Annotated in this window: 39 protein-coding genes; 3 read left to right on the top strand and 36 right to left on the bottom strand. The window is 67.7% G+C overall.

Annotated features, from left to right (window positions below):
- Positions 1-154: 154 nt before the first annotated feature.
- The 3 genes from eccE to SACSA_RS24735 all read left to right on the top strand — a co-directional run bounded on the left by eccE (position 155) and on the right by SACSA_RS24735 (position 3,137).
- Positions 155-1,342 (top strand): type VII secretion protein EccE, encoded by a 1,188-nt coding sequence (eccE, locus tag SACSA_RS0115415; RefSeq protein ID WP_019818509.1) that lies wholly within the window; start codon positions 155-157, stop codon positions 1,340-1,342.
- Positions 1,339-2,061: a hypothetical protein gene (locus tag SACSA_RS0115410; protein ID WP_019818508.1), complete on the top strand. Its 723-nt coding sequence runs from the start codon at positions 1,339-1,341 to the stop codon at positions 2,059-2,061. Before eccE ends, SACSA_RS0115410 begins: the two co-directional genes overlap by 4 nt.
- Before the next feature lie 176 nt (positions 2,062-2,237).
- Complete coding sequence (locus tag SACSA_RS24735; RefSeq protein ID WP_083940270.1) at positions 2,238-3,137, top strand: endonuclease domain-containing protein; 900 nt, start codon at positions 2,238-2,240, stop codon at positions 3,135-3,137.
- Here the strand turns inward: SACSA_RS24735 and truA are convergent.
- From truA to tuf, 36 genes are all read right to left on the bottom strand, one after another.
- Positions 3,122-4,030, bottom strand: a complete 909-nt coding sequence (gene truA, locus SACSA_RS24730; protein ID WP_083940266.1) for a tRNA pseudouridine(38-40) synthase TruA — start codon at positions 4,028-4,030, stop codon at positions 3,122-3,124. The genes SACSA_RS24735 and truA overlap by 16 nt on opposite strands.
- 14 nt (positions 4,031-4,044) lie before the next feature.
- A complete protein-coding gene (gene rplQ, locus SACSA_RS0115400) occupies positions 4,045-4,608 on the bottom strand; it encodes a 50S ribosomal protein L17 (RefSeq protein WP_019818501.1) in 564 nt (187 codons plus the stop codon).
- A 39-nt stretch (positions 4,609-4,647) separates the two neighbouring features.
- On the bottom strand, positions 4,648-5,712 hold the full coding sequence (locus SACSA_RS0115395; protein WP_019818500.1) for a DNA-directed RNA polymerase subunit alpha: 1,065 nt from the start codon (positions 5,710-5,712) through the stop codon (positions 4,648-4,650).
- A gap of 115 nt (positions 5,713-5,827) precedes the next feature.
- Entirely contained in the window at positions 5,828-6,433 is a 606-nt protein-coding gene (rpsD, locus tag SACSA_RS0115390) for a 30S ribosomal protein S4 (RefSeq protein WP_019818499.1), read from the bottom strand.
- Between the two features lie 23 nt (positions 6,434-6,456).
- Positions 6,457-6,861, bottom strand: a complete 405-nt coding sequence (gene rpsK, locus SACSA_RS0115385; RefSeq protein ID WP_019818498.1) for a 30S ribosomal protein S11 — start codon at positions 6,859-6,861, stop codon at positions 6,457-6,459.
- A 15-nt stretch (positions 6,862-6,876) separates the two neighbouring features.
- Complete coding sequence (locus tag SACSA_RS0115380; RefSeq protein ID WP_028661915.1) at positions 6,877-7,065, bottom strand: hypothetical protein; 189 nt, start codon at positions 7,063-7,065, stop codon at positions 6,877-6,879.
- Entirely contained in the window at positions 7,062-7,442 is a 381-nt protein-coding gene (gene rpsM, locus SACSA_RS0115375; RefSeq protein ID WP_019818494.1) for a 30S ribosomal protein S13, read from the bottom strand. The genes SACSA_RS0115380 and rpsM overlap by 4 nt, the downstream gene beginning before the upstream one ends.
- A 218-nt stretch (positions 7,443-7,660) precedes the next feature.
- Positions 7,661-7,774, bottom strand: a complete 114-nt coding sequence (gene rpmJ / locus SACSA_RS0115370) for a 50S ribosomal protein L36 (RefSeq protein ID WP_005461389.1) — start codon at positions 7,772-7,774, stop codon at positions 7,661-7,663.
- A gap of 75 nt (positions 7,775-7,849) precedes the next feature.
- Positions 7,850-8,071: a translation initiation factor IF-1 gene (infA, locus tag SACSA_RS0115365; protein WP_005443304.1), complete on the bottom strand. Its 222-nt coding sequence runs from the start codon at positions 8,069-8,071 to the stop codon at positions 7,850-7,852.
- Positions 8,072-8,445: 374 nt separating this feature from the next.
- The gene (gene map / locus SACSA_RS0115360) at positions 8,446-9,228 is read right to left on the bottom strand and encodes a type I methionyl aminopeptidase (protein ID WP_019818492.1); all 783 of its coding nucleotides are present in this window, start codon (positions 9,226-9,228) and stop codon (positions 8,446-8,448) included.
- A gap of 41 nt (positions 9,229-9,269) precedes the next feature.
- Complete coding sequence (locus SACSA_RS0115355; RefSeq protein WP_019818490.1) at positions 9,270-9,824, bottom strand: adenylate kinase; 555 nt, start codon at positions 9,822-9,824, stop codon at positions 9,270-9,272.
- Positions 9,821-11,131, bottom strand: a complete 1,311-nt coding sequence (gene secY / locus SACSA_RS0115350; RefSeq protein ID WP_019818489.1) for a preprotein translocase subunit SecY — start codon at positions 11,129-11,131, stop codon at positions 9,821-9,823. The genes SACSA_RS0115355 and secY overlap by 4 nt, the downstream gene beginning before the upstream one ends.
- A gap of 296 nt (positions 11,132-11,427) precedes the next feature.
- Positions 11,428-12,021: a hypothetical protein gene (locus SACSA_RS0115345; RefSeq protein WP_232212966.1), complete on the bottom strand. Its 594-nt coding sequence runs from the start codon at positions 12,019-12,021 to the stop codon at positions 11,428-11,430.
- A gap of 11 nt (positions 12,022-12,032) precedes the next feature.
- Complete coding sequence (locus SACSA_RS0115340; RefSeq protein ID WP_232212965.1) at positions 12,033-12,542, bottom strand: hypothetical protein; 510 nt, start codon at positions 12,540-12,542, stop codon at positions 12,033-12,035.
- Positions 12,543-12,931: 389 nt separating this feature from the next.
- Positions 12,932-13,372, bottom strand: coding sequence for a 50S ribosomal protein L15 (gene rplO / locus SACSA_RS0115335; protein WP_019818484.1), 441 nt, complete (start codon positions 13,370-13,372; stop codon positions 12,932-12,934).
- Positions 13,372-13,554, bottom strand: coding sequence for a 50S ribosomal protein L30 (gene rpmD, locus SACSA_RS0115330; protein ID WP_019818483.1), 183 nt, complete (start codon positions 13,552-13,554; stop codon positions 13,372-13,374). Before rpmD ends, rplO begins: the two co-directional genes overlap by 1 nt.
- A 1-nt stretch (position 13,555) precedes the next feature.
- Positions 13,556-14,191: a 30S ribosomal protein S5 gene (gene rpsE / locus SACSA_RS0115325; protein WP_019818482.1), complete on the bottom strand. Its 636-nt coding sequence runs from the start codon at positions 14,189-14,191 to the stop codon at positions 13,556-13,558.
- 36 nt (positions 14,192-14,227) lie between these two features.
- Positions 14,228-14,626: a 50S ribosomal protein L18 gene (rplR, locus tag SACSA_RS0115320; protein ID WP_048876860.1), complete on the bottom strand. Its 399-nt coding sequence runs from the start codon at positions 14,624-14,626 to the stop codon at positions 14,228-14,230.
- A gap of 2 nt (positions 14,627-14,628) precedes the next feature.
- Positions 14,629-15,168, bottom strand: coding sequence for a 50S ribosomal protein L6 (gene rplF / locus SACSA_RS0115315; protein ID WP_019818480.1), 540 nt, complete (start codon positions 15,166-15,168; stop codon positions 14,629-14,631).
- Between the two features lie 15 nt (positions 15,169-15,183).
- Positions 15,184-15,582 (bottom strand): 30S ribosomal protein S8, encoded by a 399-nt coding sequence (gene rpsH, locus SACSA_RS0115310; RefSeq protein ID WP_019818479.1) that lies wholly within the window; start codon positions 15,580-15,582, stop codon positions 15,184-15,186.
- A 122-nt stretch (positions 15,583-15,704) separates the two neighbouring features.
- Entirely contained in the window at positions 15,705-15,890 is a 186-nt protein-coding gene (locus SACSA_RS0115305) for a type Z 30S ribosomal protein S14 (protein WP_019818478.1), read from the bottom strand.
- A gap of 4 nt (positions 15,891-15,894) precedes the next feature.
- Complete coding sequence (rplE, locus tag SACSA_RS0115300) at positions 15,895-16,464, bottom strand: 50S ribosomal protein L5 (RefSeq protein ID WP_019818477.1); 570 nt, start codon at positions 16,462-16,464, stop codon at positions 15,895-15,897.
- The gene (rplX, locus tag SACSA_RS0115295; RefSeq protein ID WP_019818476.1) at positions 16,464-16,778 is read right to left on the bottom strand and encodes a 50S ribosomal protein L24; all 315 of its coding nucleotides are present in this window, start codon (positions 16,776-16,778) and stop codon (positions 16,464-16,466) included. Before rplX ends, rplE begins: the two co-directional genes overlap by 1 nt.
- Positions 16,778-17,146: a 50S ribosomal protein L14 gene (rplN, locus tag SACSA_RS0115290; RefSeq protein WP_019818475.1), complete on the bottom strand. Its 369-nt coding sequence runs from the start codon at positions 17,144-17,146 to the stop codon at positions 16,778-16,780. Before rplN ends, rplX begins: the two co-directional genes overlap by 1 nt.
- Before the next feature lie 76 nt (positions 17,147-17,222).
- Positions 17,223-17,504, bottom strand: a complete 282-nt coding sequence (rpsQ, locus tag SACSA_RS0115285; RefSeq protein WP_019818474.1) for a 30S ribosomal protein S17 — start codon at positions 17,502-17,504, stop codon at positions 17,223-17,225.
- Complete coding sequence (gene rpmC / locus SACSA_RS0115280) at positions 17,501-17,752, bottom strand: 50S ribosomal protein L29 (RefSeq protein ID WP_007023268.1); 252 nt, start codon at positions 17,750-17,752, stop codon at positions 17,501-17,503. Before rpmC ends, rpsQ begins: the two co-directional genes overlap by 4 nt.
- Positions 17,752-18,171 (bottom strand): 50S ribosomal protein L16, encoded by a 420-nt coding sequence (gene rplP / locus SACSA_RS0115275; protein WP_019818473.1) that lies wholly within the window; start codon positions 18,169-18,171, stop codon positions 17,752-17,754. Before rplP ends, rpmC begins: the two co-directional genes overlap by 1 nt.
- A 3-nt stretch (positions 18,172-18,174) precedes the next feature.
- Positions 18,175-19,020: a 30S ribosomal protein S3 gene (gene rpsC / locus SACSA_RS0115270; RefSeq protein WP_019818470.1), complete on the bottom strand. Its 846-nt coding sequence runs from the start codon at positions 19,018-19,020 to the stop codon at positions 18,175-18,177.
- Complete coding sequence (gene rplV / locus SACSA_RS0115265) at positions 19,020-19,445, bottom strand: 50S ribosomal protein L22 (protein WP_019818469.1); 426 nt, start codon at positions 19,443-19,445, stop codon at positions 19,020-19,022. The genes rpsC and rplV overlap by 1 nt, the downstream gene beginning before the upstream one ends.
- Before the next feature lie 26 nt (positions 19,446-19,471).
- On the bottom strand, positions 19,472-19,753 hold the full coding sequence (rpsS, locus tag SACSA_RS0115260; RefSeq protein WP_009152380.1) for a 30S ribosomal protein S19: 282 nt from the start codon (positions 19,751-19,753) through the stop codon (positions 19,472-19,474).
- Between the two features lie 18 nt (positions 19,754-19,771).
- Complete coding sequence (gene rplB / locus SACSA_RS0115255; RefSeq protein ID WP_019818468.1) at positions 19,772-20,605, bottom strand: 50S ribosomal protein L2; 834 nt, start codon at positions 20,603-20,605, stop codon at positions 19,772-19,774.
- A 14-nt stretch (positions 20,606-20,619) separates the two neighbouring features.
- Positions 20,620-20,931, bottom strand: coding sequence for a 50S ribosomal protein L23 (gene rplW / locus SACSA_RS0115250; RefSeq protein WP_019818467.1), 312 nt, complete (start codon positions 20,929-20,931; stop codon positions 20,620-20,622).
- Positions 20,928-21,608 carry a 50S ribosomal protein L4 gene (gene rplD / locus SACSA_RS0115245; protein ID WP_019818466.1) on the bottom strand — a complete coding sequence of 227 codons (681 nt, stop codon included), beginning with the start codon at positions 21,606-21,608 and terminating at the stop codon, positions 20,928-20,930. The genes rplW and rplD overlap by 4 nt, the downstream gene beginning before the upstream one ends.
- Positions 21,605-22,261: a 50S ribosomal protein L3 gene (gene rplC / locus SACSA_RS0115240; protein ID WP_019818465.1), complete on the bottom strand. Its 657-nt coding sequence runs from the start codon at positions 22,259-22,261 to the stop codon at positions 21,605-21,607. The genes rplD and rplC overlap by 4 nt, the downstream gene beginning before the upstream one ends.
- A gap of 30 nt (positions 22,262-22,291) precedes the next feature.
- Positions 22,292-22,597, bottom strand: coding sequence for a 30S ribosomal protein S10 (gene rpsJ / locus SACSA_RS0115235; protein WP_019818463.1), 306 nt, complete (start codon positions 22,595-22,597; stop codon positions 22,292-22,294).
- A gap of 421 nt (positions 22,598-23,018) precedes the next feature.
- Complete coding sequence (gene tuf, locus SACSA_RS0115230; protein ID WP_019818460.1) at positions 23,019-24,212, bottom strand: elongation factor Tu; 1,194 nt, start codon at positions 24,210-24,212, stop codon at positions 23,019-23,021.
- Positions 24,213-24,226 lie beyond the last annotated feature (14 nt).

Here is a 24,226-nt window from a genome sequence, read left to right as displayed (position 1 = left end):
GGTCGCACGCGACACCTCGATCCTGGACGGCGGGCCCGGCGGGCCTGGGCCGAACGAGTCACCCGGCGCATCGGGTGGTAACCCGGGCGCGACAGCGCGGATCGCGGGTCCCGCACGGCGGCGCACCACGGGCGCGAGCTTCGGAGCACTCCCCGTGGCGAACGTCGTGCTCGTGGAGGTCGGTCTCGCGATCGGGCTCGTTCTCCTCACGATCAACACCTCGCTGTTGTACGTATCGATCGGCGTGCTCGTCGTGGCCCTCGTCCTCGCGTTGCTCCGGTGGGACGGCCAGTGGTTCACACAGTGGGCAGGGCTCACGGTGCGGTACGCCTTTCGGTCCCACGATCGTGTGGTCACACCACCCGATCCAACGAGTGTCGAACCGGTCGCCGTCGACGAGACGGACGACAATGTCATCGGCCCCGACGACAACCGGGTCAGCCTGCTCCGGCTCGCCGTACCCGACCTCGTCGTCGCCCAGGCCAAGGACCACGAACACAACGAGGTCGGCCTGGCCTGGCACGACGGGGCGTGGACCGCGGTGCTTCTCGTCGAGCCGACACCGGCGCTGATCACGCAGGCCGGGGGAGCTCCGAGCCTTCCGCTGGCCGCGCTGGCGCCATGCCTGGAAGACCGCGGTGTGGTACTGGACTCGATCCAGATGACCTCCCACTGCTATCCCGGCAGTGCCGCGCTCCCTACCGACTCCCCCGCGCTGGCCTCATACATGGAGGTGCTCGGGCCGCTGCCGGCCGCCGCACGACGTACGACCTGGATTTCGATCAGGCTGGACCCCAAGCGGTGCCCAACGGCCGTCCGCGAGCGCGGTGGTGGTGTCGTCGGGGCACACCGGGCGCTCATGGGTGCGCTGTCCCGCGTGCGCAACGCACTGGAATCCCGTGGCGTGCCCACGCGCCCCCTCAACCCGGATGAGCTGCTCCGCTCGGGCATTTCCGCCGCCGAGCTGACCGGGGTCGCGGGCTCCAACACCAAGGTCCGGTTGCACGAACGGTGGACCGGAGTGACGGCCGCGGGCATCGGACACGCGAGCTACGCGATCACGGGCTGGCCCAAGGGCAAGATCAGCGGCAACCTCAACGCACTGACGAGCGTGCGCGCGTTGTCCGCCACCGTGGCGATGTCCATCTCACCCGCACGCGACGACGGCAAGATCGGACTGCGGGGCGTGGTCCGGATCAGCGCGCGGAACCCGCGCGAGCTCGAAGCGGGAGACCAACGGCTGAACACCGTCTCCGAGCGCCTCGGGGTCACGCTGACCCCGTTGCGCGGTTCGCAGGCGAACGGTTTCGCCTCCACGTTGCCTCTGGGAGGGACCGCATGAGCACACGCGTGCACGACACGACCGATTCCCCTGGTGTGGCTCCCGAGTTCGTCGTCGATCCCGAACTGCTCGACGCGATCAGTCCGTCGGGCGACAGGGGTGGGATCGTGCTCGGCTCCGGCCTGCAGGGCGAGCCGCTCACGGTCTCGGCGCTGCGGTCGGCTCCCACCCGGATCGTGCTGGTCGGTGGGCTGTACCTGGCACGGCAGGTCGCGCTGCGAGCGATGGCCGTCGGCGCGTGGATCGTCGTCGCGACAGGACGGCCCACGGCCTGGCACGTGTTGTCGCAGGCGGCGGGACAGCAGCCGAACGGTCAGCCCACGCCGCTGGTACAGATCCGACGGTTGTCTCCCGTGGAGCTCCCCAGGCCGTCGGAGGACGCACCGCTGCTCGTGGTGCACGACGGGGGTCCGACTCCCCAGGATCTTTTCCCCCCACGGTCGCCGTGGCAGACCACGATCTACGTGTTGCCCTACCTGCACCCGCAGGCCGGTGCGCTGGCGAACGCGGCCGACCTCGTGTTGATGCAGCGGCTCCCGGCCGGACAGGCGGAGCTGGCCGGGCGGATCTGGCGGTTGCCCCCGCAGATGATGCGGCAGCTGACGACGCTCAAGGACGACCAGGTCGTCGCGCTCGGACGGAATCTGTGGCGCCCCCTCCGCTTGGTGACCACGTCGAAGGAGCAGCAAATCCTCGGTCCTGTCCGCCGCGGCGACTAACCGTCCCGGGTCCGGTCCCTGCCACGGTTAGCCCGCGAACCGTGTTCTGAGGTTGCCGGGACACGATGTCGCCGGCACGGCTCATAGTGGTAGCGGACCTGTGGACAACTTTCGGGCTGTGGACAGCTCGCGATCACGACGCCACAAATCCGCTGCGACCGGCCATCCTGGCGTCTATGCGCAAGAACGCCACTCCTCCCGACATCACCGATGTCTTCCGCGGATCCGCTGCGCGCGCCGCCGGATACGTCACCGAGGCGCAGCTCCGAGGTCCACGGTTCCGCCGGCTGTTTCAGGACGTCTACGTGCCAGCGCACGTCCCGGTCACTCACGAATTGCGATGTCGAGGTGCGGCCCTGATCGTCCCCAAACAAGCGGTTCTCACCGGCCGCTCCGCCGCGACCGTGCTGGGTGTGGCACTGGCGCGTCCGGAAGATCCTGTCGAATTCGTCGTTCCCGAAAAGTGGCGCTTCGGCCCTCTCGCGGGCGTTCGCGTGCGGCGCACCACTGTACGACGTCACGAGACCCGGCCTTGGCGAGGGATTCGTATCGCTCGGCCGTGCCGAGTGGCATTGGACGTCCTACTCAGGCATTCGCCCCGCACACGCGGATGGGTGCGCAGATTGCGCACGGCCGTACCCGACCTCGACGCCTTGCTGCGCGCGGGACTCGTTTCACAGTCGAAGCTCAAAACAGCGTTGTATCGGCGCCGAAACCGCGGCATTCGGCTCGCTCGAGCAGCGCTGAGCATGTCGGACCAACGGGCCGAGTCTTTACCCGAGTCCGAATTGCGGGTGGTTCTCAGAACAGCGGGCCTCAACCCCCTTCCTCAGTACCGCATTCTCAAGGCTGGACGGGAGGTCGCACGTCTGGACCTCGCCCTTGCCGAGACGCGGACCGCAATCGAATACGACGGTGTCTGGCATCGAACGAAAAAGCAGCTCCGACGCGACAAGGCCCGGCGTAAGCGCCTGAGAGCCGAGGGCTGGCGTTTCGTGATCGTGACAGCGGAAAAGCTAGCCGGTGATTACCGACGGATCTTGGACGAAGTCCGGGTGGCTCAGGGCGCCGTCTGACCCGTCGAAGACTCGACCGTACGCACGTTGCGGGTGTGCTCCGCGCGCCGCGCCAGTTCGTCATCGGGTGGGTAATCGACGCGCACAAGGGTCAGACCATGCGGGGGCGCCACGGTGCTACTGCGGACGCGCGATTCCAGCAATTCGGCTGGCCATTCTGCGTCCCGACGCCCATCCCCCACGAAGAGCAGAGCGCCGACCAAACTACGCACCATCGAGTGACAGAAGGCATCAGCCGAGACGTTGAGGTGCACTTCGTGCTCGTCCACGCGTTCCCAACGCAAACCCAGCAGCTCGCGGACCGTCGTGGCCCCTTCGCGCTGTTTGCAGAACGCCGCGAAGTCGTGTAGCCCGACGAGCCGAGAAGCAGCCTGATTCATGGCCTCTACCGACAACGGCCTGTTCCAGGCCAACGTGTCGCGGCGCCGCAGGGGAGAGACACCCCACGGGGCGTCTGAGACCTGGTACCGGTAATGACGTTTAGCGGCCGAAAAGCGTGCGTCGAAACCAGCAGGCGCGCGCTCCATCGCCACTACACGAACGTCTGCGGGCAAAACGCGGTTCAGGCGGTACCGTGCTCGCTTCAGGTCCGCGATGCCGTCGGCGTCCACAGGAATGCGACCCACCCGCGTTTCGCCCGCGAAACGCGTCACGTCCACGTGGACGACCTGGCCGGTGGCGTGGACACCAGCGTCCGTGCGGCCTGCTACGACGACCGGGGTGACTGCCGACGCGCCTGGAGGCTGCTTGGCCAGGGCGTCCTCGAGGACGCCCTGCACGGTGCGACGGTCGGGCTGGCGAGCCCAACCGGAGAAGTCCGTGCCGTCGTAAGTCAGATCCAGACGCAGACGAACGAGCCCGCCCTCCCCGGTGGGGACGGCGGGCTCGTTCAGAGGACTCGCGGATGTCAGGACTCGTCCTTCTTGTCGCTCGCCTCCTCGGCAGGCGTCTCGGCACCCTCGGCGGGGTCCGCGGTGGCCTGGTCGGTGGCGGACGCGGGCGCCTCGGCGTCCTGGTCCTCCTCCTTGGCCTCCTCGACCTTCTCCTCCTGCTTCGGAGCCTGGTCCTTGGCGAACGTCGTCTTCCTCGCGGCCTCGGCCTCGGAAGTCGCCGTCTTCTCCGAGACCAGCTCGATCACGGCCATCGGCGCGTTGTCACCCTTGCGCGGCAGCGTCTTGGTGATACGCACGTAACCGCCGTTGCGGTCGACGAAGAAGGGACCGATCTCGGCCATCAGCTTGTGCACGACATCCTTGTCCCGGATGACCCGCATGATCTGACGCCGGTTGTGCAGATCACCGCGCTTCGCCTTGGTGATCAGCTTCTCGGCGAGCGGGCGCACGCGCTTCGCCTTGGCCTCGGTCGTCGTGATCTTGCCGTGCTCGAACAACGACGTCGCCAGGTTGGCCAACATCAGCCGCTCGTGCGCGGGCGATCCGCCGAGACGGGGTCCCTTGGTGGGGGTGGGCATCGGTTCTCCTCGTTCAGCTTCTTAGAGCCGCAAGACCACTTACAGCTGCTCCGTCTCTGCGTAGTCCTGGCCGTCGTCGGGGCCAGTGTCCGGGAGACCGGTCGCGGTCTCCGCACCCCACGTCTCGCCCTCGTACGTGGACGCAGCAGCAGTGGGGTCGAATCCGGGCGGGCTGTCCTTCAGCGTCAGACCGAGGCCGACGAGCTTCATCTTGACCTCGTCGATCGACTTGGCGCCGAAGTTGCGGATGTCGAGCAGGTCCGCCTCGCTGCGGGACACCAGCTCCCCGACCGTGTGGATTCCCTCGCGCTTCAGGCAGTTGTACGACCGCACCGTCAGGTCGAGGTCCTCGATCGGCATCGCGTAGGCGGCGATCGTGTCCGCCTCCTGCGGCGACGGCCCGATCTCGATGCCCTCGGCGTCGACGTTGAGTTCGCGGGCGAGGCCGAACAGCTCGACCAGGGTCTTGCCCGCCGACGCGACGGCGTCCCGCGGCGTCATGGACGGCTTGGTCTCGACGTCCAGGATCAACTTGTCGAAGTCGGTCCGCTGCTCGACACGCGTCGCCTCGACCTTGTAGGTCACCTTCAGCACCGGCGAGTAGATCGAGTCGATCGGGATGCGCCCGATCTCCGCGCCGGCCTGCTTGTTCTGCAGTGCGGGGACGTAACCGCGACCGCGCTCCACGACGAGCTCGATCTCGAGCTTGCCCTTGCCGTTCAGCGAGGCGATGCGCAGATCCGGGTTGTGCACCGTGACTCCGGCCGGAGGCACGATGTCGGCTGCGGTGACCTCACCGGGGCCCTGCTTGCGCAGGTACATCGTGACCGGCTCGTCCTCCTCGGAGGAGACGACGAGCTCCTTGAGGTTCAGGATGATCTCGGTGACGTCTTCCTTGACACCCGGGACGGTGGTGAACTCGTGCAGCACACCGTCGATGCGGATGCTCGTGACCGCGGCGCCGGGGATCGACGACAGCAAGGTCCGCCGCAACGAGTTGCCCAGGGTGTAGCCGAAGCCGGGCTCGAGCGGTTCGATCGTGAACCGGGAGCGCGTCTCGTTGACCGTCTCCTCGCCGAGAGTCGGCCGCTGGGAAATCAGCACTGTCCTTCTTCCTTTCCTGCCGGCGCCCGCCATATGACGCCGATAGGTGTGGCGTAGCGGCGGCGCGCTCGGGGCGCCGCCGCCCGACCCGGTCCGGCCGACGGCCGGTGCCGGATCACTTCGAGTAGAACTCGACGATCAGCTGTTCCTGCACGGGAACCTCGATCTGCGCGCGCTCGGGCAGCTGGTGCACGAGGATGCGCAGGTTCGACGGCACGACCTGGAGCCAGCCGGGCACCGGGCGCTCGCCCAGCGCCTCCTTGGCCGCGACGAACGGCAGCATCTGCAACGACTTCGGCCGCACGTCGATGATGTCGAACTTGGTCACGCGGTAGCTCGGAACGTTGACGTTCTCGCCGTTGACCATGAAGTGGCCGTGGCTGACGAGCTGACGCGCCTGCCTCCGAGTCCGCGCGATGCCCGCGCGGTACACGACGTTGTCCAGCCGCGACTCGAGGATCTGCAGCAGGTTCTCACCGGTCTTGCCGGTGCGCCGCGCGGCCTCCTCGTAGTAGCGCCGGAACTGGCGCTCGACGATGCCGTAGGTGTGCCGCGCCTTCTGCTTCTCCTGAAGCTGGAGCAGGTATTCGCTCTCCTTGACCCTGCCGCGGCCGTGCTGGCCCGGCGGGTACGGACGGCGCTCGAAGGCCTTGTCGCCGCCGACGAGATCGACCTTGAGGCGACGCGAAAGACGGGTCGCGGGGCCGGTGTAACGAGCCATGTGTTTCTACTCCTCCCCGTTCCTCAGACCCGGCGCCGCTTCGGGGGGCGGCAGCCGTTGTGCGGCTGCGGGGTCACGTCCTGGATGGTGCCGACCTCGAGGCCCGCGGCCTGAAGCGAACGGATCGCCGTCTCCCGGCCGGAGCCGGGGCCCTTGACGAACACGTCGACCTTCTTCATGCCGTGCTCGGTGGCCTTGCGGGCGGCGTTCTCGGCCGCCATCTGCGCGGCGAACGGTGTCGACTTCCGCGAGCCCTTGAAGCCCACGTGCCCGGACGACGCCCAGGAGATCACCGCGCCGTTGGGGTCGGTGATCGACACGATCGTGTTGTTGAACGTGCTCTTGATGTGGGCGTGCCCGTGAGCGACGTTCTTCTTTTCCCTGCGCCGGACCTTCTTGGTTCCGGCCGTACGGCTCTTGGGTGGCATGGTCGGGTTTCTCCTCTAGCGCGAGTTCTGTTGGTGAGCGATCGCGGCTTCGTGCTGACCACGCCGGATGATCGTCCCGGCGTCGGTGTACAGCTGGCGCAGCGCCATCGGCCGGGCGTAGAGCGCCCTCGGCGACATGCGAGAAGCAGACCGGCGACGCTGTACCGCCGCGGAACGCACGCCTCGCCTGTCGCGGACGCTCACTTCTTGCCCGCCTTCTTCTTGCCGGCGACCGTCTTCTTCGGGCCCTTCCGGGTCCGGGCGTTGGTCTTGGTGCGCTGGCCCCGGACGGGCAGCCCACGGCGCCACCGCAAACCCTCGTAGCACCCGATTTCGATCTTGCGCCGGATGTCGGCGTTCACCTCGCGCCGAAGGTCACCTTCGACCCTGAAGTTCTCCTCGATGTGATCCCGCAGTTTCACCAGGTCGTCGTCGCTGAGATCCCGAACGCGGGTGTCCGCGCCGAGGTCGGTAGCGGCGATCACTTCCCGGGAGCGGGTACGGCCGATGCCGTAGATGTAGGTCAGCGCGATCTCCAGCCGCTTCTCGCGGGGGAGGTCGACGCCAGCGAGTCGTGCCATTGGCGCTCGTGCTCCTTCGTTGTCCGTCTTCGGGTGTGCTCCCCGCCCGTCCCGGGACGACTCGCCGTCGTCCGCCCGCTCGCGCGGGCGGTGTCCCGGCCCCGGCCCGAAGCCCGGGGGTGGGCCCGGCCGCCGGTGAGGCACCGGTCGGCCCGGCAGGTGCGGGGAGGCGCTGTGGTTCGGTGTTCGGCGTCAGAACACCTGAACAAGTGCCGCGATCAACCCTGGCGCTGCTTGTGCCGGAGGTTGTCGCAGATCACCATGATCCGCCCGTGGCGGCGGACGATCTGGCACTTGTCGCAGATCCTCTTGACGCTCGGCTTGACCTTCACGTCTCCTGCTCTCCTGCTCGTGCTGAGTTGCTGCGCGCCCCCTGGCGGAGGTCGCCCTCCACCACACTCACGCGGTCACTTGTAGCGGTAGACGATGCGTCCGCGAGACAAGTCGTAGGGCGAGAGCTCCACGACGACCCGGTCTTCCGGCAGGATGCGGATGTAGTGCTGTCGCATCTTGCCGCTGATGTGCGCGAGGACCTTGTGACCGTTCTCCAACTCGACTCGAAACATCGCGTTGGGGAGCGGCTCGATCACGCGACCCTCGACCTCGATGGCCCCGTCTTTCTTCGCCATGTACTCCGCGTTTCGTGATCGGTGAGCGTTGAGTGCTTGCCTGGGTGGCACACACGTCACGCCGGTCCTGCCACTCGACGCGAGCACGACGGGACCGGCGTGAAGAGCACGCCAACTAGACAGTGTACGCACTGGTTGTCAAGCCGATCCACCGGGGCCACGCGGAACCGCCTCTGGAGTCACGCCGCCACTGTGCGTGTCCGAAACGCCGACCGGTGTCGGCGTGTGCCGAGGCGGCGCCCGGCCATCACCGCGTTTCGCGGGCGAAACGCGCCGCCCGCCGCCCTCCCATCGCACGAGGCGGAGCGAGAACCAGCTTCTCCGGCAACGACGACTCTGGGCACCGGGCACGAGGGCCGACCACGGTTAGCGGGCTAAACGTTGTTCTCGTCCGGCGCGGTGAGCACCCACGGGCCGTCCTCGGTGATCGCCACCGTGTGTTCCCAGTGAGCGGCACGGGAGCCATCCGCGGTGATCACCGTCCACCCGTCCTCGAGCTCGACCGTCTCCGACGAGCCACCCGTCAACATCGGCTCGATCGCGAGCGCCATGCCCACCGCCAGCTTCGGGCCCCGACCGGGTTTGCCCACGTTCGGCAGGAACGGGTCCATGTGCATCTCCCGCCCGATGCCGTGGCCGCCGTACTCGGCGATCATCCCGTAGTCGACACCGTGCTCTCCCGCCACACGCCGCGCCTCAGTCTCGATCGAGTGGGAGATGTCGGTCAGCCGCGCGCCCGCACGCACAGCCTGGATGCCCGCGAGCATCGCCGCACGAGTGGCCTCGGACAGCGCGCGGTCCAAGGCCGACACCTCGCCGACCTCTATCGTCACCGCCGAGTCACCGTGCCAGCCGTCCAGAATCGCGCCACAGTCCACCGAGAGCAGGTCGCCCTCGCCGAGCACACGATCACGCGAGGGGATGCCGTGCACGACCTGCTCGTTCACCGACGCGCAGATCGATGCGGGAAACCCGTGGTAGCCCTGGAACGACGGCACCGCGCCGGCGTCCCGGATCGTCTGCTCGGCCAGCTCGTCGAGCTCGCCGGTAGTAGCGCCGGGGACGGCCGCCGCGCGCACACGTGCCAACGTGCGCGCCACCACCAGACCGGCCTCGCGCATCGCGTCGAGCTCGCCCGGCGTCTTGACCTCGATCACACTGCGACGTCGGAACATGCGAAACACAGGGCCGAGACGGATCACGCGCGCTTGCCGAGCGCGTCGAGCACGCGCGTGGACACTTCGTCGATGTCGCCGACGCCGTCCACCGGCACCACGATGTCGGAGTAGAACTCCAGCAACGGCGCGGTCTCCGAGCGATACACCTGCTGCCTGCGCCGGATCACGTCCTCGGTGTCATCCGTGCGTCCACGGTCAAGGAGACGTGCCACGAGCTGGTCCTCGGGCACCTGGAGCTCGACCACCGCGTCCAGCGCGGTGTCCTTCTCCGCGAGCATCCCGCCCAGCACCTCGGCCTGCTTCGTGTTTCGTGGGAACCCGTCGAGCAGGAAGCCGTTCGCGGCGTCCGGCTCCGTCAGGCGCTCTCGCACCATCTCGTTGGTCACCGAGTCCGGAACGAGCTCACCCGAGTCGAGGTATCGCTTGGCCTCCTGGCCGAGCGGAGTCTGCTGACCCACGTGTCCGCGGAACAGGTCGCCGGTCGAGATGTGCGGAACGCCGAGACGGTCGGACAGCGCCGCCGCCTGCGTACCCTTACCGGCGCCGGGAGGACCGACGAGGACCACACGCGTCATCGGAGGAACCCTTCGTAGTTGCGCTGCATCAGCTGGCTTTCGATCTGCTTCACGGTGTGCAGGGCGACACCGACCATGATCAGCACAGCCGTACCACCGAACGGGAAGTTCTGGTTGTTGCCTTCACTACCGGTCACGGAGAGGAAGAAGTTGGGCAGGATCGCCACGATGCCGAGGTAGATCGAGCCGGGCAGCGTGATGCGGTTGAGCACGAACCCGAGGTACTCGGCGGTGGGCCTGCCCGGACGGATCCCCGGGATGAAGCCACCGAACTTCTTCATCTCCTCAGCGCGATCGTCCACGTTGAAGGTGATCGTGATGTAGAAGTACGTGAAGAAGATGATCATCGAGAAGTACAGCAGGATGTGCACCCAGCTCGACTGATCAGTCAGGTACGTCTGCAGGAACTGCTGCCACCACGAGACCTCGTTCTGGTCACCGATGAGCTGGCCGAGCAGATCCGGCAGGTACAGCAGCGACGACGCGAAGATGACCGGGATGACGCCGGCCTGGTTCACCTTGATCGGCAGATAGGTCGAAGTGCCGCCGTACATGCGACGGCCGACCATGCGCTTGGCGTACTGCACCGGGATCCGGCGCTGGCCCTGCTCGACGAAGATCACGCTCGCGATGATCGCCAGCCCGAGCACGCAGACGAAGAAGAAGGTCAACCCGCCTGCGTTGTTGAGGATGTTCGCGCCCTCCTCGGGGATGCGGGCGGCGATGTTCAAGAAGATCAGCAGCGACATGCCGTTGCCGACGCCGCGCTCGGTGATCAGTTCGCCGAACCACATCATGACGGCGGTGCCCGCGGTCATGGTGAGCACGGTGAGCGCCAGTGAGTAGACGCTGTCATCGGGGAAGACGGGCTGGTCGCAGGCGCGGAAGAGCTGACCCCGGTCGGCGAGCGCGACGACACCCGTGGCCTGCAGGACCGCCAGCGCGATCGTGAGGTAGCGCGTGTACTGGGTGAGCTTGCCTTGTCCGGCCTGCCCCTCCTTCTTCAGCTCCTCGAACCGGGGAATGACCACGGTGAGCAGCTGAACGATGATGCTCGCCGTGATGTAGGGCATGATGCCCGTGGCGAACACGGAGAGCTGCAAGAGCGCCCCACCACTGAACAGGTTCAGCAGCGAGAAGATGTTCTGATCCTCTACCTGCGCCTGACATGCCTGTACGTTCGGGTACGAAACCCCGGGCGCCGGCGTGACCGCACCGATTCGGTAGACAGCCACGATCATCAGCGTGAACAGGATCTTCTTGCGCAGGTCCGGCGTCGCGAGAGCCGAGCGGAAGGCGCTGAGCACGCGGTGGACCTCCTCGGCGTCGTCGGCGAACCGACGATCGGCTTGGCCGGCACTTCGACCGGCTGGACACTCTGTCACTGGCGGGCAAGCCAGACACGCTCGGGGCACAGGGGTGTCCCAAGCGTCGGTCCGACTCTAACAGCATCACCGGGCACTGCCGCACACAGTGCGCACTTCGTAGGGCAGCCGGCCGGGCCGCTGGGGGCCAGACGAGCACGTTTCGCCCGCTGAACGCGGTTGGGCCGTGGCGAGCGGGGCACGTTCAGCGGGCGAAACGTCGCGGTGGCCGGAACGGGTCAGCAGGCGGGGGTCGTGCCGTCGACGCGGACGTCCCAGGCGGGGTGAGTCGCCGGGCCGTCGATGACCACGTCATGGACGTACCAGTAGTAGTGGCCGTAGTAGGGGTCGCCGAAATGCATCTCGTAGGTGCCCCGCACCTTTTGGCGCATCGGGGCGGCGAAGATGTCGACCGCCTGGTACGGCCCCAGCTCGTGACGGATTTCGTCCGCCTTCGTGGTCGTCCAACTCCACTCCTGGTTGAAGCTCATCTCGTAGCTGGCTTCGAAGATCTCACCGAGCGTGACCCCAGCACTGATCGTCACCCCGACGGAGTTGGTCGTCGTCTGCGAGGACTCCCACCGGATCACGCGCGTCGAGGTTCCCTCCGAACAGTTCTGCGCACCCCCGGCAAGCTCGTACGTCCCCCGGTACACCTCCGGCGACCCGGACGGGTGGAATTCGCACAGGTCCGTCCGGCCTTGCTCGCACTGTTCCAGAAGTTGGCGGACGGTTGGTCCCTCCGCCGCACTCGCCGTACCGGATATGAGCAGCCCGCCGAGCATCGCCACCGCGCCGGTGAACACCGCCAGCGCTCGCCTACCGCGTCCCATCTCGTCCTCCCTCAGCTCAGGCCTACAGTCACCGTGCGATCGTTGATGTAGCTGCCCACTTCCGGGTGGTTCTCCTTGTACGGACCCGCCCGGTCCCCAGAATCGGGATAGAGCCAAACCCAGCACGTCGACCACGCTTGAACCGACGAGATCCGGTTCTGCCAGTAGTCGTCGAGGTCAAGCCAGAAGTCGACCTTGTCGTTCTTCGGGCAGGGCTCCGGAACGGTGATGGTGAGCGTGGAGCCGCCGTAATTGCTGTGCTCGAATACGGTCGCGCCGATGATCTCGCCGGCCGTGCGGGCGGAGCCGCTCAAGCCGTGCCGCTGCGTCGCCTTGTCGAGTGAGTCGAAGCACTGATACGCCTGCGTCGCCACGCTGTATACACAGTGCTCGTCATCAGGTGCGGCTGCGGCCGTCGGCACCGCCGCCAGCGAGAGCGTCGCGGCAGCGCCGACGGCGGCGGAACGGGCGAGGACAGCACGACCGCGGTGCCGCCTTCGGGTGATTCCGGCTGGTGTCATGCAATCTCCTCCCAGAGCCGAGCCCGAATCGGTTCAGGCGGACTCGACCCTGTCGAGGAGCTGCGCGATCGGTTGAGGGCCAACTCGCGAGTAACCCACGGAGGTCTTCCCAGACCCGACGATCGTTCTCCGCTGCCCGTGTGACCGCGGCCCCTCCATCCCTCGAAAGCCGAAACTCCGGGCAACCCTGAAAGGCGTTTCGCGGGCTCAACGCGGCACGGAACGCGGCCCCGGGCCAACGCGGCCGGGTAACCGGCGCCGACCGCGTTTCGCGGGCTAAACGTGGTCGGGCAGGCGCGGGCGGCAGGCCCGGGCGGGGTGCGCGCATGACAACGGCCCGCCCGGGGACCGGGCGGGCCGTTGTCATGTGGTGGGCGGTGGGTTACCGCTCAGGCCGTGGTGGCGGAGCCACCGGCGGACTGGAGTTTCTCCCGCGCGGACTTGGAGAAGGCGTCCGCGGTGACGTCGAGCTTGACGTCGACGTCACCGTTGCCGAGGACCTTCACCAGCTCGCCCTTGTGCACGACGCCGCGGGCGACCAGCTCGTCCTTGCCGACCGTGCCGCCGTCCGGGAACGCCCGGGCGAGGTCGCCCACGTTCACCGCCTGGTACTCGGTGCGGTTGCGGTTCTTGAACCCACGCAGCTTCGGCAGCCGCATGTGGATGGGCATCTGCCCACCCTCGAAGCCGGGCGGCACCGTCTTCCGGGCCTTGGTGCCCTTGGTGCCGCGACCCGCCGTCTTGCCCTTGGAGCTCTCGCCACGACCGACGCGGATCTTGTCCCGCTTGGCGCCGGGGGCGGGCCTCAGGTGGTGGATCTTGATGGCCATTACTTGACCTCCTCCACGTTCACCAGGTGCCGGACCGAGTGGATCAGCCCGCGGACCTGGGGCGTGTCCTCACGCACCACCGACTGCCGGATCTTGCGCAGACCGAGGGTGCGCAGGGACGCCTTGTGGCTCTCCTTCGTGCCGATCGTGCCCTTGATCTGGGTGACCTTCAGCTGAGCCATGTCAGACCTCCTGCCCCGCGCGCTGACGCAGCATCCGGGCCGGGGCCACGTCCTCCAGCGGCAGACCGCGCCGGGCGGCGACCTCCTCGGGCCGCTGCAGATCCTTCAGCGCCCGCACCGTCGCGTGCACGATGTTGATCGCGTTGTCGCTGCCCAGCGACTTCGACAGCACGTCGTGCACACCCGCGCACTCCAGCACGGCACGCACCGCGCCACCGGCGATCACACCGGTACCGGGGCTGGCCGGGCGGAGCAGCACCACGCCGGCGGCCTCCTCACCCTGCACCGGGTGCGGGATGCTGCCCGCGATGCGCGGCACGCGGAAGAACTTCTTCTTGGCCTCCTCGACGCCCTTGGCGATCGCCGCGGGCACCTCCTTGGCCTTGCCGTAGCCCACACCGACCTGGCCGTCGCCGTCGCCGACAACCACCAGCGCGGTGAAGCTGAAGCGCCGGCCGCCCTGGACGACCTTGGCCACCCGGTTGATCGCTACGACCCGCTCGAGGTGCGGGGTCTTGTCCTGGGCCGCCCCGCCACGGCCACCGTCACGACGGTCCCTGCGGTCCCGGCCGCCACCGCGCTCGCGGTCGCCGCCCGGTCCGCCCTGGCCGCCGGATTGCCGCGTACGTCCCGGCATCAGGCGTTCCTTCCGTTCTCGAGAAATGTGCTCATGTCAGAACTCCAACCCCGCCTCACGGGCGGCGTCGGCCAGGGCCGCGATCCGGCCGTGGTAGGCGTTGCCGCCACGGTCGAACACCGCCTTGGAGATGCCCGCTTCCTTGGCGCGGGCGGCGACCAGCTCGCCGACCTTGGCGGCCTGGGCCGTCTTGTCGCCCTCGACCGACCGCACGTCCGCTTCGAGGGTCGACGCCGCCGCCAGGGTGTGTCCCGCGACGTCGTCGATCAGCTGGACGACGATGTGCCGCGTCGAGCGCTTCACCGACATCCTCGGGCGCTGCGCCGTGCCGCTGATCTTCTTGCGCAGCCGGGCGTGCCGACGGCTCTTGCCGACGCGACGACGGGTGGAGATGTCCTTGCCGACCGGCTTGCGCTTCGTCACCGTTTCGCTCATGATCACTTACCCGTCTTTCCGACCTTGCGACGGATGCGCTCGCCCTCGTAGCGCAGGCCCTTGCCCTTGTAGGGGTCGGGACGCCGGAGTTTGCGGATGACCGCCGCGGTCTGGCCGACCTTCTGCTTGTCGATGCCGGACACCGAGAACCGCGTCGGGCTCTCCACCTTGAACGTGATGCCCTCGGGCGCCGAGACGGTCACCGGGTGGCTGTAGCCGAGCGCGAACTCCAGGTCGTTGCCCTTGGCCTGGACGCGGTAGCCGACGCCGTGGATCTCCATCCGCTTCTCGAAGCCGTCCGTGACACCCACGACCAGGTTGTTCACCAAGGTACGGGTGAGGCCGTGCAGCGAGCGGTGCTCGCGCTCGTCGTCCGGGCGCGTGACCGACAGCGTCCCGTCTTCGTCCCGCGCCACGACGATCGGCTCGGGAACGGTGTGTTCCAGGGTGCCCTTCGGGCCCGTGACGGAGACGTGCTGCCCGTCGATGGTCACCTCGACCCCGGAGGGGACGGTGATCGGCAGCTTACCGATGCGTGACATGCCTGTCCCCCTTCCTCACCACACGTAGGCGAGGACTTCCCCGCCCACGCCGTTGCGCTTGCACTGCCGGTCGGTCTGCAGGCCGGACGAGGTCGAGAGGATCGCCACGCCGAGGCCACCCAGAACGCTGGGCAGGTTGGTCGATTTCGCGTACACACGCAGACCCGGCTTCGACACGCGCCGCAGGCCCGCGATGCTGCGCTCGCGGTTGGGGCCGTACTTCAGCTCGACGACCAGGTTCTTGTGCTTCTCGCCGGGCTCGGTGCGGTAGTCCGAGATGTAGCCCTCACGCTTGAGCACCTCGGAGATGTTCGCCTTGATCTTCGAGTGCGGCAGCACGACCGCGTCGTGGTAGGCCGAGTTCGCGTTCCGCAGACGTGTCAGGAAGTCTGCGATCGGGTCGGTCATCGTCATGGTGACCTGTCAACCTTTCTCGCCCCGGTTCCCCTCGTCGGCCGCCGGACGCGTCCGGGCCGGCTCGGGGCCTGTGGCGAAGTGGGATGGATGCCTGCCGCAGCAGGGGGAGGTAAAAGCCTTCACCAGCTCGACTTGTTCACGCCGGGAAGCTGGCCCGCGTGCGCCATGTCCCGCAGGCAGATCCGGCACAGGCCGAACTTGCGGTACACCGACCGCGGCCTGCCGCACTTCTGGCAGCGGGTGTAGCCGCGCACCTTGAACTTGGGCTTGCGGGCAGCCTTGGCGATCAGAGCTTTCTTGGCCATCTGATCAACTCTCCTTGAACGGGAAGCCGAGCTTGCGGAGCAACGAGCGCCCCTCGTCGTCCGTGGTCGCCGTGGTGACGACCGTGACGTCCATGCCGCGGGGGCGGTCGATGGAGTCCGGGGTGATCTCGTGGAACATCGACTGCTCGGTCAGCCCGAACGTGTAGTTGCCCTTGCCGTCGAACTGCTTCGCCGACAGCCCGCGGAAGTCGCGGATACGCGGCAGCGCGATCGTCAGCAGCCGGTCGAGGAACTCCCACATCCGGTCGCCGCGCAGCGTCACGCGGGCGCCGATGGGCTGGCCCTCGCGGAGCTTGAACTGCGAGATCGACTTCCGCGCCCTGCGCACCTCGGGCCGCTGGCCGGTGATGGTGGCGAGGTCCCGGACGGCGCCCTCGATGAGCTTGCTGTCCCGGGCCGCGTCGCCGACGCCCATGTTCACCACGACCTTGACCACACCGGGGATCTGGTGCGGGTTGCCCAGGTCGAACTCCTCACGCAGCTGACCGGCGATCTCCTCGCGGTACCGGGTCTTCAACCGCGGCGTCGGGTAGCTTGTCTCTGCGGTCGTCATCAGATGTCCTTGCCCGTCCTACGGGAGATACGAACCTTCTTGCCGTCCTCGCCGATGCGGTAGCCCACCCGGGTCGGCTTGCCGTCGGAGTCGACCACCATCACGTTCGACACGTGGATGGGAGCCTCCTGGGTGATGATGCCGCCGGACTGGGCACCCCGCTGCGTCTGCGTGATCCGGGTGTGCTTCTTGATCCGGTTCACGCCCTCGACCAGCACGCGCTGGCGTTCCGGGTAGGCCTGGATGACCTTGCCCTTGGCGCCCTTGTCCTTACCCCCGATGACGAGGACCGTGTCGCCCTTCTTCACCTTCATTACAGCACCTCCGGCGCGAGCGAGATGATCTTCATGAACTTTCGATCGCGCAGCTCGCGGCCAACCGGCCCGAAGATGCGTGTGCCTCGTGGATCGTTGTCGTTCTTGATGAGCACCGCAGCGTTCTCGTCGAACCGGATGTAGGAGCCGTCGGCGCGACGCTTCTCCTTCACCGTCCTGACGATGACGGCCTTGACGACGTCACCACGCTTCACGTTGGCGCCCGGGATGGCGTCCTTGACGGTGGCGACGATGATGTCGCCGATGCCCGCGTAGCGCCGCCCCGAGCCACCGAGAACCCGGATGGTCAGGATCTCCTTGGCACCCGTGTTGTCGGCGACTCGCAGTCGCGACTCCTGCTGGATCACGTCAACTCCTGTATGTCGCGCCGGTTCTCGGCCGCGCCGAGCCTGGCGGAACGAACGGGGCCCTGCTGACCCCTGATTACTTGGCCTTCTCGCGGATCTCGACGAGCCGCCAACGCTTGGTCGCCGACATCGGCCGCGTCTCCATCAGCGCGACCCGGTCGCCCACGCCCGCGGTGTTCTGCTCGTCGTGCGCCTTCACCTTCTTGGTGGTGCGCATGACCTTGCCGTACAGCGGGTGCTTCTTCCGGTCCTCCAGCTCCACGACGATCGTCTTGTCCATCTTGTCGGACACGACCAGACCCTCGCGGACCTTGCGGTAGTTCCGGCCCGACTTGTTGCTCTGCACCGCCTCCGTCATGCGGCACCCTCACTCTCGTTCTCCTCGGGGGAGACGGACAGGCCGAGCTCCCGCTCCCGCATCACGGTGTAGATGCGAGCGATGTCCGCGCGCACCGTGCGCAGCCTGCGGTTGTTGTCGAGCTGCCCGGTGGCCATCTGGAAACGGAGGTTGAACAGCTCCTCCTTGGACTCCTTCAGGCGCAGCACGAGCTCGTCAGCAGTGAGCTCACGCAGTTCTGACGCCGCGACTCCTCCGGCTTTCGCCATCAGAACTCACCACCTTCACGATTCACGATCCGGCACTTCATCGGCAGCTTGTGGATCGCGCGCCGGAGTGCCTCGTGGGCCACCGCCTCGTTCGGGAAGCTCATCTCGAACATGACGCGACCCGGCTTGACGTTGGCCACCCAGTACTCGGGCGAGCCCTTGCCGGAACCCATGCGGGTCTCGGCGGGCTTCTTGGTCAACGGACGGTCCGGGAAGATGTTGATCCAGATCTTGCCGCCACGCTTGACGTGCCGGGTCATCGCGATACGAGCCGACTCGATCTGCCGGTTGGTCACGTAGCTGTGCTCGAGCGCCTGGATGCCGTACTCACCGAAGTGCACCTTGGTGCCGCCCTTGGCCGCGCCGGAGGTCTTCGGCGAGTGCTGCTTGCGGTACTTGACCTTGCGTGGGATGAGCACGCCTCAGCCCTCCGTCTTCTCCGTGGCGTCCGGGGACGCCACCTCCGGGGCCTGGCTCGCCGCGACATCGGTGTCGGTCTGGGTGTTCGCGGCGGCCCTGCTTGCTTCGGTCGAGGTCGGCGTGGTGCCGGACGAGCCGGACCGACGCCGGGACGGGCGCTCCCGGCGCGGCGCACGCTCGGCGGCCGCGGCGGCGTCCCGCTCCTGCTTGGCCTTGAGGCCACCCATCAGGTCGCCCTTGTAGATCCACACCTTCACGCCGATCCGGCCGAACGTCGTGCGGGCCTCGAAGAAGCCGTAGTCGATGTCGGCACGCAGCGTGTGCAGCGGAACCCGGCCGTCGCGGTAGTGCTCCGAGCGGGACATCTCGGCGCCGCCCAGGCGTCCGCTGCACTGCACGCGGATGCCCTTGACCTGCGGCGAGCGCATCGACGTCTGGATCGCCTTGCGCATCGCGCGCCGGAAGGCGACGCGGTTGGACAGCTGCTCGGCGATGCCCTGGGCCACGAGCTGCGCGTCGGCCTCGGAGTTCTTCACCTCGAGGATGTTGAGCTGCACCTGCTTGCCGGTGAGCTTCTCCAGCGCACCACGGATGCGGTCGGCCTCGGCGCCGCGGCGGCCGATGACGATGCCGGGACGCGCGGTGTGGATGTCGACGCGGACCCGGTCCCGGGTGCGCTCGATCTCCACCTTGGAGATGCCCGCCCGCTCCATGCCGGTCGACAGGAGCTTGCGGATCTTGACGTCCTCGGCGACGTACTCCGAGTACTGCTTGTCGGCGTACCAGCGGGACTTCCAGTCCGTGGTGATCCCGAGCCGGAAGCCGTGCGGGTTGATTTTCTGGCCCACTACCGGCCACCTGCCTTCTTCTTGCTCTTCGACTTCGCCCTGTCGGACGCGGGACGCGACTCGACCTCCACCGTGATGTGGCTGGTCCGCTTGCGGATCCGGTACGCGCGGCCCTGGGCGCGCGGGCGGATGCGCTTGAGCGTCGGCCCCTCGTCGGCGTAGGCGTTGCGGACCCAGAGCGTGTCCGGGTCGAGGTCGAGGTTGTTCTCCGCGTTGGCCATGGCGCTGGCCAGCACCTTGGCCAGCTGGTCGCTGGCCGCCTGCGGCGCGAACCGGAGCACGGCCAGGGCCTCGTTGGCGTTACGGCCCTTGATCAGCTCGATCACCCGGCGCACCTTGGTCGGCGAGTCCCGGACGAAGCGAGCTCGCGCGAAAGCCGTGGGCAGCTCGTCTGCCTCGGCTACCGCGTCATTACGCGCGTTCATCGCTGCTTCCCCTTCTCGGTGCGCGCTCAGCGGCGGCGCGACTTGCGGTCATCCTTGACGTGGCCCTTGAAGGTCCGTGTCGGGGCGAACTCACCCAGCTTGTGCCCCACCATCGCCTCGGTGACGAACACCGGCACGTGCTTGCGGCCGTCGTGCACCGCGATGGTGTGCCCGAGCATGTCCGGAATGATCGTGGACCGGCGGGACCAGGTCTTGATCACGGTCTTCTTGCCCGACTCGTTGAGCGCGTCCACCTTCTTGAGCAGGTGGTCGTCCACGAACGGGCCCTTCTTCAGGCTGCGTGGCATCTGTGGCTACCTCCCTACTCAGCGCTTCTTGCCGGTGCGCCTGCGGCGGACGATCAGCTTGTCGCTCGGCTTGTTGCGACGGGTGCGGCCCTCGGGCCTGCCCTTCGGGTTCACCGGGTGGCGACCACCGGAGGTCCGTCCTTCACCACCACCGTGCGGGTGGTCCACCGGGTTCATCACGACGCCGCGAACGGTCGGGCGCTTGCCGCGCCAGCGGCTCCGGCCCGCCTTGCCCCAGCTGATGTTGGAGTGCTCCGAGTTGCCAACCTCGCCGACCGTCGCCCGGTTGCGCACGTCCACGTTGCGGATCTCGCCCGAAGGCATCCGCAGCTGGGCGTACGGGCCGTCCTTGGCCACGAGCTGCACCCGCGCACCGGCGGAGCGCGCGATCTTCGCGCCGCCACCGGGCCGCAGCTCGATCGCGTGGATCACGGTACCCACCGGGATGTTGCGCAGCGGCAGGTTGTTGCCGGGCTTGATGTCGGCCTTCGGACCGTTCTCGATCTTGTCGCCCTGCTTGAGCTTGTCCGGGGCGATGATGTAGCGCTTCTCGCCGTCGGCGTAATGCAGCAGCGCGATGCGGGCACTCCGGTTCGGGTCGTACTCGATGTGCGCGACCTTCGCCGGGATGCCGTCCTTGTCGTTGCGCCGGAAGTCGACCACGCGGTAGGCGCGCTTGTGCCCGCCGCCCTTGTGCCGGGTGGTGATCTTACCGCCGGAGTTGCGGCCACCGGTCTTGGTGACCGGCTTGACCAGCGACTTCTCCGGCTCCGACCGGGTGATCTCGGCGAAGTCGGCGACCGAGGAGCCCCGGCGCCCCGCCGTTGTTGGCTTGTACTTGCGGATGCCCATGTCGTCTCAGTCCCTTACGCGGCTGGTCCGCCGAAGATCTCGATCGGCTTGCTCTCGGCCGACAGCGTGACGATGGCGCGCTTGGTGTCCTTGCGCTTGCCGTAGCCGTAACGGGTGCGCTTGCGCTTGCCCGGGCGGTTCAGCGTGTTGACGCTGAGCACCTTCACACCGAAGATCTTCTCGACCGCCACCTTGATCTGCGTCTTGTTGGCGTCGGGACGGACCAGGAAGGTGTACTTGTGGTCGTCGAGCAGCCCGTAGGACTTCTCGGAGATCACCGGCGCGACCAGGACGTCACGCGGGTCGGGGATCGCCACGGAGCTCATGCCTCGTCACTCCCTCCGGCCTGCGCCGCGGCCTTGGCTCCGGCGCCCGTGGCGGGGCCCGCGAGGAAGGCGTCGAACGCGGCCTTGGTGAACACCACGTCGTCGTTGACCAGCACGTCGTAGGTGTTGAGCTGGTCCGGCGTGATCAGGTGCACGTACGGCAGGTTCCGCGCGGACAGCACGCCCAGGTCGTCGTCGCGGTGCAGCACCACGAGCACGCGCTTGGCCTGGGTGACCGCCGCGAGCGCGGACTTCGCCGACTTGGTCGACGGCTTCTCTCCGCTGACCAGCTCGGTCACCACGTGCAGCTGCCCGGAACGGGCGCGGTCGGACAGCGCGCCACGCAGGGCGGCCGCCTTCATCTTCTTCGGCGTGCGCTGCGTGTAGTCCCGCGGCGTGGGGCCGTGCACGGTGCCACCACCGGTGAACTGCGGCGCGCGCACCGAACCCTGCCGGGCGCGGCCGGTGCCCTTCTGCCGGTACGGCTTGCGGCCACCACCGCGGACGTCACCGCGGGTCTTCGTGTCGTGCGTGCCCTGCCGCGCGGCCGCGAGCTGGGCCACGACGACCTGGTGCATCAGCGGGATGTTCGCCTGCACGTCGAAGATCTCGGCAGGCAGTTCGACCGTTCCCTCGGCCTGGCCCGCCGGGGTCTTCAGCTCGACCGTTGCCGTCACTGCGTCACACCACCCTTCGCGGCGCTGCGGACGAGAACCAGGCCGTTCTTCGGGCCGGGAACCGCACCCTTGATCAGCAGCAGGCCCTCGTCGGCACGCACCGAGTGCACGGACAGCCCCTGCGTGGTCACCCGGTTGCGGCCCATCCGGCCCGCCATCTTCTTGCCCTTGAACACACGGCCGGGAGTCGCGGCGCCGCCGATCGACCCCGGCTTGCGGTGCGTGGCCTGGTTACCGTGGCTCGCGCCCTGACCGGAGAAGCCGTGCCGCTTCATCCCGCCCGCGAAGCCCTTGCCCTTCGTGGTGCCGGTCACGTCGACCACCGCGCCGTCGGAGAACAGCTCGGCGGTGATCTCCTGGCCCACCTCGTAGGAGTCGGCATCCGCGGTGCGCAGCTCGACGACGTGGCGACGCGGGGTCACCCCGGCCTTGTCGAAGTGCCCGGTGCTCGGCTTGTTGACCCGCCGGGGGTCCACGGCGCCGAAGGCCAGCTGCACGGCCGAGTAGCCGTCCTTGTCCTTGTCGCGCACCTGGGTCACCACGTTCGGCCCGGCCTTGACGACGGTCACCGGGATCACCCGGTTGTTCTCGTCGAAGACCTGGGTCATGCCGAGCTTGGTGCCCAGAATGCCCTTCACTTGCCTCTCAGACATCAGTCTCAATCTCCGCCGCTCGACCAACGCTTACTGGATGTTGACGTCGACGCTCGCCGGAAGGTCGATGCGCATGAGCGCGTCCACCGTCTTCGGCGTCGGTTCGAGGATGTCGATCAGACGCTTGTGCGTGCGCATCTCGAAGTGCTCGCGCGAGTCCTTGTACTTGTGCGGCGAACGGATCACGCAGTAAACGTTCTTCTCGGTGGGCAGCGGCACAGGTCCGACCACCGAGGCGCCGGTGCGCGTCACCGTCTCGACGATCTTGCGCGCGCTGGCGTCGATCGCCTCGTGGTCGTAGGCCTTGAGCCTGATGCGGATCTTCTGTCCCGCCATGGTTCCTTACCGTCTCGTCCTCGACCGGTCCGACCTCGACTCCGCGGGTCCGGTCTGCCTTCGCTGGGCGAATCCGTCTCGCCGCAACTCGACGCCGGGCAGTCGGGGAATCGTCTCGTACCGCTGTTCTCGCACGTCAACGATCTTTCCCCGGTCCCCGCGGTCGGGCGTGTCGCCCGTACCACGCAGACTGATCCCGCAGGAGGCGTTGCCGTGCCGCTAGGTCTGCTTCCTCCGGAGCGCCGGCACGCCGCCGCCACTCCCGACTCGCGAATGTCGCGAGCCCCGGGGCGCTCACAGCGGAGCGGCCGATTTCTCTGGTCTGCCTACGAGTCCTTGCGAAATCGGCCGCCCCACGTCGAGCAACCTGTTCAGGATGCCACACCGCGGTGCGGCATCCGCACCCGGGGGTCCGGGTGCCTCACTTGACGATCTTGGTGACCTGGCCGGCGCCGACGGTGCGGCCACCCTCGCGGATGGCGAACCGCAGACCCTCGTCCATGGCGATCGGCTGGATCAGCTGCACCGAGATCTCGGTGTTGTCGCCGGGCATGACCATCTCGGTGCCCTCGGGCAGGGTCACGACACCGGTCACGTCCGTGGTCCGGAAGTAGAACTGCGGACGGTAGTTGTTGAAGAACGGCGTGTGCCGGCCGCCCTCGTCCTTGGCCAGGATGTAGACCGAGGCCTCGAACTCGGTGTGCGGCGTGGTGGTGCCGGGCTTCACGACGACCTGGCCGCGCTCGACGTCCTCACGCTTGATGCCACGCAGCAGCAGGGCGGCGTTGTCGCCGGCCTGGCCGTAGTCGAGCATCTTGTTGAACATCTCGATGCTGGTGACCGTGGTCTTGCGCGCGTCCGGACGGATGCCGACGAGCTCGACCTCTTCGTTCAGCTTGATCTCGCCGCGCTCGATCCGGCCGGTGACGACGGTGCCGCGACCGGTGATCGTGAAGACGTCCTCGATCGGCATGAGGAACGGCTTGTCGGTGGCACGCACCGGGTCCGGGATGCTGTCGTCCACGGCGTTCATGAGCTCGACGATGCTGTCGGCCCACTTCTCGTCGCCCTCGAGCGCCTGGAGCGCCGACACGCGGACCACCGGGGCGTCGTCGCCCGGGAACTCCTGCGAGCTCAGCAGCTCGCGGACCTCCATCTCGACGAGCTCGAGGATCTCCTCGTCGTCGACCATGTCGGACTTGTTCAGGGCCACGACGATGTAGGGCACACCGACCTGGCGGGCGAGCAGGACGTGCTCACGGGTCTGCGGCATCGGGCCGTCCGTCGCCGCGACCACCAGGATGGCGCCGTCCATCTGCGCGGCACCGGTGATCATGTTCTTGATGTAGTCGGCGTGGCCGGGAGCGTCGACGTGCGCGTAGTGACGCTTCTCGGTCTGGTACTCGACGTGCGCGATGTTGATCGTGATACCGCGCTGCTTCTCCTCGGGCGCGTTGTCGATCTGGTCGAACGCCCGGGACTGGTTGAGTTCGGGGTACTTCTCGTGAAGCACCTTGGTGATCGCCGCGGTGAGCGTGGTCTTGCCGTGGTCGACGTGACCGATGGTCCCGATGTTGACGTGCGGCTTGCCCCGCTCGAACTTCGCCTTCGCCACTGGAATGTCCTCCT

The sequence above is a fragment of the Saccharomonospora saliphila YIM 90502 genome, from assembly GCF_000383795.1.
GTDB classification, from domain to species: domain Bacteria; phylum Actinomycetota; class Actinomycetes; order Mycobacteriales; family Pseudonocardiaceae; genus Saccharomonospora; species Saccharomonospora saliphila.
The sequence above is the reverse complement of the archived record's forward strand: the minus strand, read 5'-3'. Positions and strand labels throughout refer to the sequence as shown.

Bases quoted from the DNA above. Each gene is read 5' to 3' on its own strand.
- rpsM (WP_019818494.1), bottom strand. From the start codon at position 7,442: ATGGCACGACTCGCTGGCGTCGACCTCCCCCGCGAGAAGCGGCTGGAG.
- rplV (WP_019818469.1), bottom strand. From the start codon at position 19,445: ATGAACGCGCGTAATGACGCGGTAGCCGAGGCAGACGAGCTGCCCACG.
- rplW (WP_019818467.1), bottom strand. From the start codon at position 20,931: ATGAGCTCCGTGGCGATCCCCGACCCGCGTGACGTCCTGGTCGCGCCG.
- rplR (WP_048876860.1), bottom strand. From the start codon at position 14,626: ATGAGCGAAACGGTGACGAAGCGCAAGCCGGTCGGCAAGGACATCTCC.
- SACSA_RS0115355 (WP_019818490.1), bottom strand. From the start codon at position 9,824: ATGACGCGTGTGGTCCTCGTCGGTCCTCCCGGCGCCGGTAAGGGTACG.
- rpsK (WP_019818498.1), bottom strand. From the start codon at position 6,861: ATGCCACCCAAGAGCCGTACGGCCGGAACCAAGAAGGTCCGGCGCAGG.
- SACSA_RS0115410 (WP_019818508.1), top strand. From the start codon at position 1,339: ATGAGCACACGCGTGCACGACACGACCGATTCCCCTGGTGTGGCTCCC.
- rpsH (WP_019818479.1), bottom strand. From the start codon at position 15,582: ATGACGATGACCGACCCGATCGCAGACTTCCTGACACGTCTGCGGAAC.
- rpsS (WP_009152380.1), bottom strand. From the start codon at position 19,753: ATGCCACGCAGCCTGAAGAAGGGCCCGTTCGTGGACGACCACCTGCTC.
- rplB (WP_019818468.1), bottom strand. From the start codon at position 20,605: ATGGGCATCCGCAAGTACAAGCCAACAACGGCGGGGCGCCGGGGCTCC.
- rpmC (WP_007023268.1), bottom strand. From the start codon at position 17,752: ATGGCGAAAGCCGGAGGAGTCGCGGCGTCAGAACTGCGTGAGCTCACT.
- rplC (WP_019818465.1), bottom strand. From the start codon at position 22,261: ATGTCTGAGAGGCAAGTGAAGGGCATTCTGGGCACCAAGCTCGGCATG.
- rpsQ (WP_019818474.1), bottom strand. From the start codon at position 17,504: ATGACGGAGGCGGTGCAGAGCAACAAGTCGGGCCGGAACTACCGCAAG.
- infA (WP_005443304.1), bottom strand. From the start codon at position 8,071: ATGGCGAAGAAAGACGGGGCCATCGAGGTCGAGGGTCGCGTGATCGAG.
- rplE (WP_019818477.1), bottom strand. From the start codon at position 16,464: ATGACGACCGCAGAGACAAGCTACCCGACGCCGCGGTTGAAGACCCGG.
- rplQ (WP_019818501.1), bottom strand. From the start codon at position 4,608: ATGCCCACCCCCACCAAGGGACCCCGTCTCGGCGGATCGCCCGCGCAC.
- rpsJ (WP_019818463.1), bottom strand. From the start codon at position 22,597: ATGGCGGGACAGAAGATCCGCATCAGGCTCAAGGCCTACGACCACGAG.
- SACSA_RS24735 (WP_083940270.1), top strand. From the start codon at position 2,238: ATGCGCAAGAACGCCACTCCTCCCGACATCACCGATGTCTTCCGCGGA.
- rpmD (WP_019818483.1), bottom strand. From the start codon at position 13,554: ATGGCTCAGCTGAAGGTCACCCAGATCAAGGGCACGATCGGCACGAAG.
- rpsE (WP_019818482.1), bottom strand. From the start codon at position 14,191: ATGCCGGGACGTACGCGGCAATCCGGCGGCCAGGGCGGACCGGGCGGC.
- SACSA_RS0115345 (WP_232212966.1), bottom strand. From the start codon at position 12,021: ATGGGACGCGGTAGGCGAGCGCTGGCGGTGTTCACCGGCGCGGTGGCG.
- SACSA_RS0115340 (WP_232212965.1), bottom strand. From the start codon at position 12,542: ATGACACCAGCCGGAATCACCCGAAGGCGGCACCGCGGTCGTGCTGTC.
- SACSA_RS0115305 (WP_019818478.1), bottom strand. From the start codon at position 15,890: ATGGCCAAGAAAGCTCTGATCGCCAAGGCTGCCCGCAAGCCCAAGTTC.
- rplF (WP_019818480.1), bottom strand. From the start codon at position 15,168: ATGTCACGCATCGGTAAGCTGCCGATCACCGTCCCCTCCGGGGTCGAG.
- rplX (WP_019818476.1), bottom strand. From the start codon at position 16,778: ATGAAGGTGAAGAAGGGCGACACGGTCCTCGTCATCGGGGGTAAGGAC.
- rpsD (WP_019818499.1), bottom strand. From the start codon at position 6,433: ATGGCTCGTTACACCGGCCCCGCGACCCGTCTTTCGCGTCGCCTCAAG.
- rplO (WP_019818484.1), bottom strand. From the start codon at position 13,372: ATGGCCATCAAGATCCACCACCTGAGGCCCGCCCCCGGCGCCAAGCGG.